This window comes from Serpentinicella sp. ANB-PHB4, assembly GCF_031432315.1.
Classification (GTDB): domain Bacteria; phylum Bacillota; class Clostridia; order Peptostreptococcales; family Natronincolaceae; genus Serpentinicella.
Genome location: NZ_JAVKGO010000003.1, coordinates 52,772 through 65,881 on the forward strand (window position 1 = coordinate 52,772; position 13,110 = coordinate 65,881).

12 protein-coding genes, 4 tRNA genes and 1 pseudogene are annotated in these 13,110 nt (G+C 33.3%); 15 read left to right on the plus strand and 2 right to left on the minus strand.

The window, feature by feature from the left end; all coding sequences use genetic code 11:
- Positions 1-149: 149 nt before the first annotated feature.
- Both ligA and RH915_RS03860 read left to right on the plus strand, forming a co-directional pair.
- On the plus strand, positions 150-2,135 hold the full coding sequence (ligA, locus tag RH915_RS03855) for an NAD-dependent DNA ligase LigA (RefSeq protein ID WP_331618292.1): 1,986 nt from the start codon (positions 150-152) through the stop codon (positions 2,133-2,135).
- A 70-nt stretch (positions 2,136-2,205) separates the two neighbouring features.
- Complete coding sequence (locus RH915_RS03860) at positions 2,206-2,886, plus strand: TIGR01906 family membrane protein (protein ID WP_310478012.1); 681 nt, start codon at positions 2,206-2,208, stop codon at positions 2,884-2,886.
- Positions 2,887-2,959: 73 nt separating this feature from the next.
- Here RH915_RS03860 and RH915_RS03865 read toward each other — a convergent pair whose 3' ends face one another.
- Complete coding sequence (locus tag RH915_RS03865) at positions 2,960-3,355, minus strand: rubrerythrin family protein (protein WP_310478013.1); 396 nt, start codon at positions 3,353-3,355, stop codon at positions 2,960-2,962.
- A 254-nt stretch (positions 3,356-3,609) separates the two neighbouring features.
- Between RH915_RS03865 and RH915_RS03870 the strand changes: the two genes are divergently transcribed.
- Positions 3,610-4,221, plus strand: a complete 612-nt coding sequence (locus RH915_RS03870) for a nicotianamine synthase family protein (protein ID WP_310478015.1) — start codon at positions 3,610-3,612, stop codon at positions 4,219-4,221.
- A gap of 196 nt (positions 4,222-4,417) precedes the next feature.
- On the opposite strand, the gene RH915_RS03875 is transcribed toward RH915_RS03870, so the two are convergent.
- Positions 4,418-4,567, minus strand: coding sequence for a hypothetical protein (locus RH915_RS03875; RefSeq protein ID WP_310478018.1), 150 nt, complete (start codon positions 4,565-4,567; stop codon positions 4,418-4,420).
- 139 nt (positions 4,568-4,706) lie between these two features.
- Here RH915_RS03875 and RH915_RS03880 point away from each other — a divergent pair, with 139 nt between their 5' ends.
- The 12 genes and pseudogenes from RH915_RS03880 to RH915_RS03940 all read left to right on the plus strand — a co-directional run bounded on the left by RH915_RS03880 (position 4,707) and on the right by RH915_RS03940 (position 12,913).
- Positions 4,707-5,288 (plus strand): hypothetical protein, encoded by a 582-nt coding sequence (locus tag RH915_RS03880; RefSeq protein ID WP_310478020.1) that lies wholly within the window; start codon positions 4,707-4,709, stop codon positions 5,286-5,288.
- Between the two features lie 201 nt (positions 5,289-5,489).
- Entirely contained in the window at positions 5,490-6,011 is a 522-nt protein-coding gene (locus tag RH915_RS03885; protein WP_310478022.1) for a DUF2179 domain-containing protein, read from the plus strand.
- 83 nt (positions 6,012-6,094) lie between these two features.
- Positions 6,095-7,090, plus strand: coding sequence for a GerMN domain-containing protein (locus tag RH915_RS03890; RefSeq protein ID WP_310478024.1), 996 nt, complete (start codon positions 6,095-6,097; stop codon positions 7,088-7,090).
- Positions 7,091-7,690: 600 nt separating this feature from the next.
- A pseudogene (gene rph, locus RH915_RS11500) lies at positions 7,691-9,056 on the plus strand (ribonuclease PH).
- 364 nt (positions 9,057-9,420) lie between these two features.
- Complete coding sequence (locus tag RH915_RS03905) at positions 9,421-9,891, plus strand: metallophosphoesterase (protein ID WP_310478028.1); 471 nt, start codon at positions 9,421-9,423, stop codon at positions 9,889-9,891.
- Between the two features lie 76 nt (positions 9,892-9,967).
- Positions 9,968-10,041 (plus strand) — tRNA-Gly (locus RH915_RS03910).
- A 13-nt stretch (positions 10,042-10,054) separates the two neighbouring features.
- A tRNA-Gly gene (locus tag RH915_RS03915) sits at positions 10,055-10,129 on the plus strand.
- Positions 10,130-10,134: 5 nt separating this feature from the next.
- Positions 10,135-10,211: transfer RNA gene (locus RH915_RS03920), tRNA-Arg, on the plus strand.
- A 66-nt stretch (positions 10,212-10,277) separates the two neighbouring features.
- Positions 10,278-10,354: transfer RNA gene (locus tag RH915_RS03925), tRNA-Arg, on the plus strand.
- A gap of 242 nt (positions 10,355-10,596) precedes the next feature.
- Positions 10,597-11,352 (plus strand): energy-coupling factor ABC transporter permease, encoded by a 756-nt coding sequence (locus RH915_RS03930; RefSeq protein WP_310478029.1) that lies wholly within the window; start codon positions 10,597-10,599, stop codon positions 11,350-11,352.
- 17 nt (positions 11,353-11,369) lie between these two features.
- On the plus strand, positions 11,370-12,083 hold the full coding sequence (locus tag RH915_RS03935) for an energy-coupling factor transporter transmembrane component T family protein (protein ID WP_310478031.1): 714 nt from the start codon (positions 11,370-11,372) through the stop codon (positions 12,081-12,083).
- Positions 12,071-12,913 carry an energy-coupling factor ABC transporter ATP-binding protein gene (locus RH915_RS03940; protein ID WP_310478033.1) on the plus strand — a complete coding sequence of 281 codons (843 nt, stop codon included), beginning with the start codon at positions 12,071-12,073 and terminating at the stop codon, positions 12,911-12,913. Before RH915_RS03935 ends, RH915_RS03940 begins: the two co-directional genes overlap by 13 nt.
- The last annotated feature ends 197 nt before the right edge of the window (positions 12,914-13,110 follow it).

A 13,110-nucleotide genomic window follows, 5' to 3' on the forward strand; every position in this document is an offset into this window, starting at 1 on the left:
TAAATACAAAGATATAAGTCAACAAATGAGCGTGACCTTAGGTATAATTCTTATATTTATTCTATGACGCATGAATTTTGGTTAATATTATTATGCAATTTCTTTAAATACATATTAAGGCTATTTTCCTTAAAAAGGAGGTTGGCATATTGGATAAGAAAAAAAGGATACTTGAGTTAGTAGAGGTACTTAATGATCATAACTATTATTATTATGTTTTGGATGCACCTAAAATTAGTGATCAAGAATATGACAACTTATATGATGAGCTTGTAGCTCTAGAAAAAGAAATAGGTATTGTACATAAAAATTCACCGACACTGCGGGTTGGTGGGGAGCCTTTAAAGAAATTTAAGCAACATAAGCATCTGGCACCTCTTTGGAGTTTGAACAAATCAAAGAGTGAACAAGAATTATATGCCTGGGATGTACGTAACAAAAAAGCTTTAAATAAAATGGAACCAATTGAATATGTAATGGAATATAAGTTTGATGGATTAACATTAAACTTAACCTACGATAATGGTTATTTGATACAAGCAGCTACAAGAGGGAATGGGACCATAGGAGAAGGAATATTAGAACAGGTTAAAACCATTAAATCTATACCATTAGAAATAAAATACAAAGGAAAAATTGAGGTGCAAGGTGAGGGGATTATGCCCTTATCTGAACTTGAAAAATATAATCGTAATAATGATGAACCACTAAAGAATGCCAGAAATGCAGCTGCTGGCGCATTAAGAAATTTAAATCCTAAAACTACTGCAAAAAGAAATCTTAGCGCTTTTTGCTACAATGTTGGTTATGACGAAAATGATTACTTTAATACCCACATGGAAATGATCGAGTTTCTAAAAGAAAATCGTTTTCCAGTGAATCCATATATAAAAGTGTTAAAAGGTATAGAAGAAGTAGTAGAGGAAGTTACAAAGCGAAAAGATACAGTTAAGGAACTAGATTATTTAACCGATGGGCTTGTCATTAAAGTTAATGATATGGAATTAAGAAGCGCTTTAGGATATACCCAAAAGTTTCCTAGATGGGCAATGGCCTATAAATTTGAAGCACAAGAAGTAACAACACAATTAGAAAATGTTATTTGGCAGGTTGGTAGAACAGGGAAATTAACACCATCAGCTGAATTAACGCCAGTGGATATAGGTGGGGTTACGGTTGGACGAGCAACACTAAACAATTGGGAAGATATTCAGAGAAAGAAAGTTAAAATTGGTTGTCAAGTTTGGTTAAGGCGTTCCAACGATGTTATACCGGAAATACTTGGGGCAGTAGAAACGGAATGTAAGGAAAGTGAAGAAATTAAAAAGCCGTCAGATTGTCCTGCCTGTGGAAGCGAAGTAATAGAAAAAGGTGCCCATCTCTTTTGTCCAAATGCTCTATCCTGTAAGCCTCAGCTTGTGTCGTCTATTGTACATTTTGCTAGTAGAGATGCAATGGATATAGAAGGTTTTAGTGAAAAGACTGCGGAACAACTTTTCGAAGCATTGGGATTAAAAGAAATTGCACAGCTTTATGACATTACTTATAATGACTTAATCCATCTTGAACGGTTTGGAGATAAAAAAGCAAAAAATTTACTAGAAGCAATTGAAAATAGCAAGAAATGTCCACTAGATGCTTTTATTTATGCTTTAGGCATTCCAAATGTAGGCCGAAAAACTGCCTTAGACCTAGCGAACCACTTTAAGTCTTTAGAAAATGTTATGGCATCTAATTACGATGAATTAATAGCTTTGCCTGATATAGGAGACATTGTAGCAAAAAGCATTTTAGATTTTTTTGGAGATGAGCGGATTGTTGCTAGCACCCAAAAACTTTTACAACAAGGGCTACAGCCATACTTTGAAAAAATTGAAGTTGAAAAAGAGAGCCAGTTTAAAGACAAGACCGTTGTGGTTACTGGCACGTTAGAACGTTTTTCAAGAAAAGAGATAAAAGAAAAGTTAGAAAGCTTAGGCGCAAAAGTCTCGGGTAGTGTTAGCAAGAAGACGGATTACGTTATTTTCGGTACCGATGCAGGGTCCAAATTGGAAAAGGCACAAGAAATTTTAGACTCCGGTGTAGAAACAAATCTAAAACTACTTAGTGAAGAGGCCTTTGAAAATATGCTTTAGCACATTGCTAGCAATAAAAACCTTTATAATGCACTTAAGCAATTTCTTTAACAAAGGTAAGGGGTGTGGGATGAAAAAAGTAGTATATATAATAATAGGGTGTGCATTATCTATCGCACTGTTACTGAGTGTAGTAGAGTATGTCACTTTTGATTATAATCATTACGAGGAACAATTTGAAAAAAACCAAAAATATATAGAGCAATACATCAATATAGAAGAAACTAATCTAGATGATATCGTCCATCGGTTATTAGGTTATTTGAATAATGAATATGAAGACTTAAATATTGAGACAAAGGTAAATAACGAAAGACGGGTTGTATTTAGTCAAAGAGAAATAAAACATATGGAAGATGTTTTATTCCTCTTTAATCTAGGTAGATTTGTGCGAAATACAAGCGTAGTATTGCTCGTGATACTATTGGTCTACGTTATCAAATATGATCAAAAGTGGAAAAAGCGTTTATCTAATACTTTAGGGTATACCTTATTGGCAAACATAATCCTATTTGGACTACTAGCCATTGCCATGCGAATTGATTTTACAAAGTACTTTAATTATTTTCATTATATCTTTTTTACAAACGACCTTTGGATCCTAAACCCAAACAAAGAGATATTGGTACAAATATTACCGGAAGCTTTTTTCTATGCTACGGCTGTTAAAATTGGGTTGATTTACTTTGCTTTATTAGTAGTGATGTGGTTAATATCTATGATAAGCAAAATTAAGTCATTTAAAATTTGAAAAGAATAAATGTATAAAAAAAGTGGCGTTAGCCACTTTTTTTATACATTTGCAAGATTTAATCTCAAAGTATTTACTTTTCAGTAAAAGACTGAAGTAGCGCCAAATATTTTTTCTCATGCTCTGCTTCAATTTTTCCTATTTCCTCAAAAAACTTAGCAATCTCTTCAAATCCTTCAGAGCGAGCTACTCTCTCATATTCTTTATACATCGTAAAGGCTTCATAATTTTCACCTTGTGCAGCTATTTTTAGATTCTCTTTTGTACTTTTTTGGTTATGTAAGAAATCAAAAATAAGTCGTGCATGTTCTTTTTCTTGATTAGCGTTTTGTTCAAAAACCTTGGCAATTTCATCGTAACCTTCTTTTCTAGCAAAATCAGCAAAAAAAGCATATTTGTTTCTAGCCTGACTTTCACCAGAAAAAGCAAGCCATAAATTTTTCTCTGTTTGCGTACCTTTTAAGTTCAAGATATAAAACCTCCTTTATCCTCTATATTAGTATAATATAAAATAAAGTAATTATTTGCAATATTTTTCAAACACGCGAAAGCGTTAATTTGTTTTGCTACCCAGAACTAACAGCTTTTAATCTTGATAATATTGGTTTTCTATGATACTATTTTAACATACTATTAATGATAATTATTATCATAATGCATAAATGTTAATTAATTATGTCAGTCAATTTTTCTGCTTTAATACTGTAAAAGGGAGGGTTTATTGTGCTTTTTATATCTTTTTTTACAAAAAAACTTGAAATGGTGTCTTCACCTTTTCCTATACTAAACAATTTATATCGACTTTATTATAAGGGTATGGTAAAAAAAGAAATAAGCCTTTGTGGTATTACAGATGAAGACAGAGTGTTATGCATAGGAGGAGGACCTTTCCCTTGCACTGCAATGGAGATTGCAAAAAAAACTGGGGCCCAAATAGAAGTAATTGATTATGACCCCCTTGCAGTAAAAAAAGCAAAAAAATTAATTAATAAAATGAACTTAGACAAACAAATAAGCATAAAATGTGCAAAGGGACAAGAATTAGAAGTAAGAGATTTTTCAATTATACATGTTGCTTTTCAAGCCCAACCTCAAAAAGATATTTTAGATAGCCTATTATCTAAAGTAAATAATGGAACGAAAATTTTGATGAGAAGCAATGTAAAAGAACTAAGAACGATTTTCTCTTGTTCAAAGAACCATCTAAGATGTACTTTGCTGAAAGATCAGGAAATAAAGGCTCAGCAAAATAATGCTTGTTTAAGCAAGCGAGTAACTTGCTTAGTAGAAAAGATAGGAAAAGCAAATGAATTAGAAATGCAAAGAGTTGTTTAAAGACTAGTGCTTATTATTGCTACACTTATGTTGTAACATATTTAGCTAATGTCTCCTTTGTTTTTAAGGACATTCTTAATGATGAAAAAAAGAAATAGAACACATTATTTAGCTCGTAATGTGACTAAATACAATGTGTTCAGTAGATAAAATTAATAAATTTGAAATTGGATAAATTAATATAAAGTTGATGATACTATTGTCTATGAGGTTTTCTCATAGACTTTTTTTCTTTAAAATATGCACAAGACTTATTTGTTGTACTGGAAACGGCGGTTGCATGAGTTAGTGTGCAATAGCCTTCGTTTTCAAATAAACAAGGATAAATACAATTAATCATAATCAAAGTTCGCCACCTCCTTCTTGTTATATGAGGAAATTAGAGCTTTTAATAAGTAGTTATGCAATTTCTTCACATATCTATTTTCTATCATAATAGATTAATCAATACATTACAGTTATTACTACTTTAGAAAGGAGATTCTATGTTTTTTGAAGACTTTACTAAAACAGGGTGTGTTTATCATATTGCAGCCATAAATGACTTAAAAAAGATTATGTCTCAAGGGATAAAGTACAATGACAAAGCATCTTACAAGGAAAAATATTGCGGATTTCATCAGTTGTTCGATGATCAAAAACCGGCGTACATACCGAAGTGGGTAGAGAGAAAAAAAGCTATTTTCGCTACCATGAATTATAGAAAAAAGCCTGGATTTCACTCCCATACAGTAGTGATGGCTTTAAAAATTGATATAAAAAGATGTTGGATTGCTAATGAAAATAAGGCAAATCAGTTATATGAACCTTTTATTTTGAAAAATATTTTGGAATATAATAGTGCTGAAAATTATTTACAGACGAAGGGTAAAGAAATCATTAAAAACTACTGGAGTACTTCATTAAGTTTTGAAAACAACCTATTAGAACGTGCGGATCAAAAAGAAAATTATGATGCAGAAGTGCTTATATTTCATGAAATTCCTCCAGAAAATATTCGTCCATTATTTATCGTATCTGATCATAGAGTGCAGACAATAAATCAATGGAAAAAAATTTTTTCATAAATGAGGCGCGCCCTGAGTAGTATTTAGCATATTTTTCATGTGATCGTTTTTAAAATGTAATTATGCAATTTTCTCAAATATAAAACCGGTTAATCTGCTAAATTAGTAAGATTAAACTGGTTTATTTTTATTGATTTATAACCTATATTATGTACAATGAAGAGGAAGGTAAAGTTTGGATAGGAACGGGGGGATTTTAATATGGAGTTAATGTTTGGATACTTATTTATCTTTTTTGCTCGATTAACAGATGTAAGTATGGCTACGGTTCGAATGATAATGGTTGTGAAAGGAAAACGGTTAGAAGCAGCTCTTATCGGATTTTTTGAAGTAATTGTATATATATTAGCGATAGGCCAAGTGTTAAGTGGTTTAGATAATCCGGTGAATGTGTTGGTATATGCCTTAGGATTTGCTACAGGAAATTATCTAGGTGTTTATCTTGAAGATAAATTGGCATTAGGGAACAACATTATCCAAATAATCACCCACCATAACCCTCAACCAATTGTAGATAGATTTAGAGAAGATGGATTCGGTGTAACAGTAATGGAAGGTTACGGAAGAGACGGGATACATCATTTGCTCTATATTACAATTAGTCGTAAGCATATAAAAAAAGTCTATCAAATATTAGATCAATTCGACAGCAAAGCTTTTATAACGATCACTGATGCAAGATCTATCCGTGGGGGGTATTTTAATCCGATTAAAAGAAAATAGAAGAATGAGAATAGCTCGCCTCTGTAACTAATATAATGAACTAAAGTAATTATTCAAAGAAAAAGAGGGGAGCGAAAAAAGCTGTGAGAAATAAAGTGATTATTCTTCTAGGACTTTTACTACTAACAGTTATGGTCATAACAGAGGGAGAAGATCCCATAGGGAAACTAATTGGAAATAACAGTGAGGATGTAGCTGTGCTTAATGAGGAAGGTTTTATTGATGGCGAAGATGAAGGATTAAGGAGTACAGTCCTCTATTATCAGAATGAAAATGGTTTGTTGGTTCCTGTAATGCGGAGGATTCCAAGGGAAGAGGGAATGGGTAGAGCTGCAATAAATCAGCTTGTGGACCAACCTGCACTAAGGGATTACTTATCGGCTTTAGGATTATCACCTGTTCTACCATCAGGAACAGAAGTACTTGGAATGACAATTAATGAAGGGATCTGTAGAATTGATTTAAATGAAAATGTATTAAAATACGAAACAAAGTTGGAAGAACAGACAATTGTTAATGCAATCGTGTTTACTTTAACAGAGTTTGAAGATGTTGATCAGGTACAAATAATGGTAGAAGGGCAAGAACGAAAAAAATTAAAACATGGCACAAAGGTTAAAAATCCTATTAAGCCGAATCATATTAATTTAAAGACTGAATTGAGTGAAGAAAAGATTCCAATAGTCGTTTATTATAAAGGCACAACAAATGGAGAAGAGAGTTTCTTTGTTCCTGTAACAAAGGGAGTTATGTCATTTAGAGCAGATGTAAAAACGGTCTTAACCACATTGGTTGAAGGTGCACCAGAGGGTAGTGGATTATTTAGTGAAATACCAGAAGGAACAACAGTGAATCATGTTTATGTTAGAGATGGTATTGCATATATAGATTTCTCTGAAGAAATCAATAGAATGCCTCAAAATGCTAATTTACAACAATCAGTTATACATGAAATAGGCCTTACATTAAATGCTATGGAACCAGCTATTCAACAAGTACGCATTTTAAGTAATGGAACGGAAATAGACCTTGATTCAAATGTAAACATGAATATTCCCGTATTCTCCAACATGTACTAATTAAAATAGGATAGAGGCATTGCTTCTATCCTATTTTATGTATTAGTCAATTAATTAAGATACAGAACTTTATTAATCTATTTCTGGCGAATGAATTCGCCCCTACATATAATTTGATTTATTTTTTATTGCAACAATTCCTATAATTAATCTGTAGCTTCGAATTCATTCGAAGGTTTCAAAAACAAATATGAATTTGCTCATTGGTAAAATAAATCTAGCCTTGAATTGTAGCTTCGAATTCATTCGAAGGTCTCAGAAATGAAATTTGAATGTATACTCATCGACGAAATAGTTCCTATTCTTAATTTGTAGCTTCGAATTCATTCGAAGGTTTCAGAAATGAAATTTGAATGTATACTCATCAATGAAATAGTTCCTATTCTTAATCCGTAGCTTCGAATTCATTCGAAGGTCTCAAATTATTTGGCCCTGTTAGACAATCCACCGAGGTTTTAGATTGAAAATTAGTATGTTTTTATATGTATTGGAAAAAATAAATGAATGATGTAATTTAAAGATATACAGGAATTATATTCTACAAAGATTAAAAACAATATGTTACAATCTAAAGAAGACAATTTGAAAGGAAGATGTGAAATGAAAAGAATTGACGGAAGAAAATTAGATGAGCTAAGAGCAGTTAAATTTACAAGAAACTATACAAAACATGCCCAGGGTTCCGTTTTAGTTGAAATGGGAGATACGAAGGTTATATGTACCGCTACAATTGAAGATAAAGTACCGCCTTTTTTAAGAAACACAGGAAAGGGATGGTTAACAGCAGAGTATGCAATGTTACCAAGCTCAACTCACTCTAGGAAAATAAGAGAGTCAAGTAGAGGAAAAGTTGATGGGAGAACACAGGAAATCCAGCGTCTAATTGGTAGGGCCTTAAGATCAGTTGTAGATTTAGATGCATTAGGAGAAAAAACCATCTGGGTTGACTGTGATGTTATACAAGCCGATGGAGGTACAAGGACAGCATCGATTACTGGTGCATTTGTTGCATTGGTGGATGCTGTAAGCCAGTTAGTAACAAAAGAAAATTTAAAACAGTTTCCAGTTAAAAATTTTGTATCTGCAATAAGTGTCGGAATTGTGAAAGAAACCCCTGTGTTAGACCTATGCTATGAAGAGGATTCAAAGGCTAAAGTTGATATGAATATTGTCATGACAGATCAAGATGAATTTATTGAAGTTCAAGGTACGGGAGAAGAGTCACCTTTTTCTAAAACGGACTTTATGCAGCTAATCGAGTTAGCGGAAAAAGGAAACAGAACTTTAATTGATTTACAAAAGAAATCCCTTGGTGATTTAGCAGAAATGGTAGGGAAAAACATTGAATCCTTAGGTGATGAAAATGAAGGATAATACCGTTGTTATTGCAACAAACAATAAACATAAACTAGAGGAAATAAAGACCATACTTCAAGGGTATCCTTATGATGTAAAGTCATTAGCAGATATGGGGTTAGATGGTTTAGAAATTATAGAAGATGGTAAAACCTTTGAAGAAAATGCAGAGATTAAGGCTAAGGTTGTAATGGATCAGACCGGATGCATAGCAATAGCAGATGATTCTGGAATAGAGGTCGATGCAATTGATAAAGCTCCAGGAATATATTCAGCTAGATTTGCAGGGGAAAATGCAACAGATCAGGAGAATAACGAAAAGCTACTAAAGCTATTGCAAAATACGTCAATTGAAAAGAGAACTGCCAGGTTTGTAAGTTGTATAGCTATGTTATTCCCAAATGGAGAAAGGATATTAACAAGAGGTGAGTGTGAAGGAAAAGTTGGATTTGAACCAGTAGGACAAGGTGGTTTTGGGTATGATCCCCTTTTTATTGTTCCTGAGTTACAATTAACTTTTGCACAAATCGATGCCGAAACCAAAAATAAAATAAGCCATCGAGGAAAAGCCTTAGATAAATTAAAGCAACAACTATTAATGAATAATTGAGGAAATTGCATAATTAAATTTAGATGAATAAATATAAAAAATATACCTTCCCTGCTTCGAATTTGTCGACTTGTTTTACTGCTATAAATTCAATGACACAAGTCAACAAATGAGGCGCGACCTCAGGTAACATTTATATAGAAAGAAAATGGTATTTTCTTTCTATATAAATAGGGGTTGTAGCGGATGAAATCCCCTACCCGTACTCAGGAAGGTGCTCAGACAGCTTCCCTGTTGTCGAAGGAAACCTAGGGTTTCCTAGCGAAAGCGACCTTAGTCGCTATTTTTTCTATTTATTCTATGAAAACCTTCAATAATGCAATTATACAATTTTCTCAAAATAAATAAAAGTAGGTGTATTGACATGAAAATTGGTGTATTGGGCGATAGTCATGGTTATTTAGAAAGAATAGATCGTGCCATGGAGCACCTAGAAAAAGTAGACCTTATTTTTCACACAGGGGACTTATTTCATGATGGTTGCTATATTCAGAAACAGTATGGAATGAAAGTAGTAGGCGTAAGAGGGAATTGTGATGATGAAATAGACGGAGAAGATGAATTGGCGCTTACTATGGGTAAATACAAAATATTCATTTGTCACGGACACCAGTACAATGTAAAATATAATTTACAAAGGCTATACTATAAGGGGAAAGAAGTTAATGCGGACATCGTTATTTTTGGACATACCCATATGCCTTGTATAACCAAAATGGATGAAATGTTTATTTTAAATCCCGGTAGTGTTGCATTACCAAGAGGTTTATCAAAACGGAGTTGTGCAATAATTGACTTGGATGAAGAAATTACCATAAAACATATTGAAATTTAGTTTACAAAATATGTTGACAATCCATTAAAAAGCTGGTAAAATTATTTCTTGTCAGGATAATTAATTACTGCACTGTGCGGGTGTAGTTCAGTGGTAGAACTTCAGCCTTCCAAGCTGACCGCGAGGGTTCGATTCCCTTCACCCGCTCCATTATTTTTTATATGCGGAAGTGGCTCAGTGGTAGAGCATCGCCTTGCCAAGGCGAGGGTCGCGGGTTCAAATCCCGTCTTCCGCTCCAATTTTGTGCCCATAGCTCAGCTGGATAGAGCAACGGCCTTCTAAGCCGTGTGTCCGGGGTTCGAATCCCTGTGGGCACGCCACAAAATAATTTTATAAGAGATAAACTATTGAGTTAGCAGTGCTAACTCAATTTTACAATTTAATAGGCGTCCTTAGCTCAACTGGATAGAGTGGCTGGCTTCGAACCAGTAGGTTGGGGGTTCGAGTCCCTCAGGACGTGCCATAGTAAAACCAAAAATGATCCTCATTTTTGGTTTTTTTATTTGGAAATTAACTAATAAAATATGGGATATTTAAGAATAGAATGGGTATAAATTTTCTAAATCCGCGTATATATAGATAAGGACAAACATATTGTCTTTCATTGACAAACATTATGAAAAAGGATAACATATAAATGTTGTAATTGATAACTCATCTCATGTATTAAGGAAAAAAATTCAAATAGATAAGGAGTGATATGTTATGAGTCACATTCACATACCAGATGGAATTCTAAATTATAATTTATGGATCGGCGCACTACTGATAACTTTTGCAATTTTATTTATTATTTTAAGAACGATCAATAAAGACGAAGTAATGCATAAGATCCCTTACACTGGGGTTGCAGCAGCTATCATGCTCCTAGGAATGTCGGTGCCCCTAGTAATTGTACCAGTACACTTAAGCTTAGCGGTGCTTACGGGGATTTTAGTTGGGCCCAAACTTGGTTTTATTGCGGTCTTTATTGTTAATGTTATTTTAGCATTGTTTGGTCATGGTGGGATTACTTTAATTGGTCTAAACACACTGATCATTGGTTCAGAAGTTTTAATTGGTTATTCAATATTTAAACTCTTGGCGAAAAAAGGAAGATACATAATGGGAACAATGGTTGCTACAGTTGTAGCGGTTATTATTTCTATGTCTTTAATGGTAGGCGTTGTAGCTACAACTGGTCACTTATCTGAGGCTTTACCTCATAGTTGTGGTCACGATCATGGAGAAGAGCAAATTCTTGATGAAAGTAACGAAGTTAATGTTTATGATCACCATCATGATTTCCATGAAGAATTAGAAGACGTACACTATCTAGCTTTCACTGGATGGACTGCTGTTGGTTTAATTTTTGCAGCGGGACTTCTATTAGAATCTATTGGAACCACCCTAATTGTAAAGTACTTTATGAAAGTAAGGCCAGGACTTATTTCAGCAGTTGAGACGCAACAAAATACGTAAGTAAGAGAGGCGTTTATATGCATTTAGCAGATATAGACCATTTATCAGTTAATGGGAACAGCATTTTGCATCGGTGCAAAGTAATATCTAAATTAATTTTGGTACTTAGTTTTTTAACAAGTTTTTTGATTACGAGTGATCTAACAACACTTTTAGGATTGATTATTATACAAGTATTATTCTTTGTAGTTGGAAAAATCCCGATCAAAAAAGTGATACACTTAGCCATATACCCGGTATTCTTTAGTTTATTATTCGCATTGATAATGGGACGAAATGAATGGACAATTGCCTTTGTAATTATACTTAGGGCCTTGGGCGCTGCATTAACTATGTTGATGTTAATAACAACTACTCCATATGTGGATTTGTTTGCAACCCTCTCCTTTGTAATGCCTAGCATATTAGTGGATATATTTTTAGTAACTTATAGATCCTTTTTTATTCTTATTGATAAAGTAGAGCGATTGTTAAAAAACATGAAGCTAAGAGGCGGTTATAGTTCATTAAATGTATTCAAAAACTTAAAAAGTATTGCTGGCACAATAGGGGTATTAATCATACACTCTTTTGATATGAGTGAACGAATGTACAAAATATATGCATTAAGAGGGTATAATGGAAAAATTCCAATAGAAGCTAGCGTATTTCCATTGCACAAAGTCGATTATATGGTTATTATGATGGGTATATTAATATTTGTAGGGACGGTGATACCATGGAACCTTTAATTAAGGTCAAATGCTTAAAGCATATTTACCCAGACAAAACGGAAGTGAACTTATGTGGCTTGGATTTTATTGTTAATCCCGGCGAAAGGGTGGTTATTTTAGGACCGAATGGTTCTGGTAAAACAACATTGCTATCCCATGTTTTAGGACTACTATCACCAGTTGAAGGAACTGTAGAAGTGATGGGACTTTCTCCACACAAAGATTTTAATAAAATAAGAAAAGAAATTGGTGTTATCTTTCAAAATGTTGATGAGCAAATAATCGGACCAAGGGTTTTTGATGATATTGCCTTTACATTGAGAAATGAAGGGATGAAAAAAGAAACAGTAGATTGCCGAGTAAATCATATTTCTAAAAGACTAGGTATAAGTGAGTTTCTCTATAAAATTCCTCATTATTTAAGTGGAGGCCAAAAGAAAAAAGTTGCTTTAGCCGGGGCACTATCAATGAATCCAAAGCTATTAGTTATGGACGAACCCTTTGATGCCCTTGATCCAAAATCAAAAAGAGAAATGGTCAGTACACTAAATGATTTAAATAAAAAAGAAGGAACCACTTTAATTATCACTACCCATGATATTGATATAGTCCCATCCATTGCAGATGTTATTTACATTGTAAATAAAGGAGATATTGTTATGAAGGGGACGCCAGAAGAGGTCTTTTCTAGAGTGGATATACTTAAAGAAGCAAATCTTGAACCACCGGTTATAGGGGAGTTATTTAATCGATTAAGAAAACGAGGGTACATTGTCGATACCCCAAAAAACCTAGAAGAAGCAGAAGAATTATTATTAATGTTATTAGAGAAACAGAAAGTGGTATAATAAAAAAATACACTTCCCTACTTATAAGGATAGTGTGTTTTTTAAATTCTGGAATCCTCACTCATTAAGCTGATCATTAAATCAACTGAAATTTATTGAAAGAATGCTTCGAATATAGTATTAGATAATAAAGATTATTAAGGAACATTCCTATATATAGAAAAATATGTTAATATAAGATTATAATAAATAAACGG

Excerpts from the sequence above, each read along its gene's own strand:
- RH915_RS03860 (WP_310478012.1), top strand. The coding sequence starts at position 2,206 with ATGAAAAAAGTAGTATATATAATAATAGGGTGTGCATTATCTATCGCA.
- RH915_RS03880 (WP_310478020.1), top strand. The coding sequence starts at position 4,707 with ATGTTTTTTGAAGACTTTACTAAAACAGGGTGTGTTTATCATATTGCA.
- RH915_RS03885 (WP_310478022.1), top strand. The coding sequence starts at position 5,490 with ATGGAGTTAATGTTTGGATACTTATTTATCTTTTTTGCTCGATTAACA.
- RH915_RS03905 (WP_310478028.1), top strand. The coding sequence starts at position 9,421 with ATGAAAATTGGTGTATTGGGCGATAGTCATGGTTATTTAGAAAGAATA.
- RH915_RS03930 (WP_310478029.1), top strand. The coding sequence starts at position 10,597 with ATGAGTCACATTCACATACCAGATGGAATTCTAAATTATAATTTATGG.
- RH915_RS03935 (WP_310478031.1), top strand. The coding sequence starts at position 11,370 with ATGCATTTAGCAGATATAGACCATTTATCAGTTAATGGGAACAGCATT.
- RH915_RS03940 (WP_310478033.1), top strand. The coding sequence starts at position 12,071 with ATGGAACCTTTAATTAAGGTCAAATGCTTAAAGCATATTTACCCAGAC.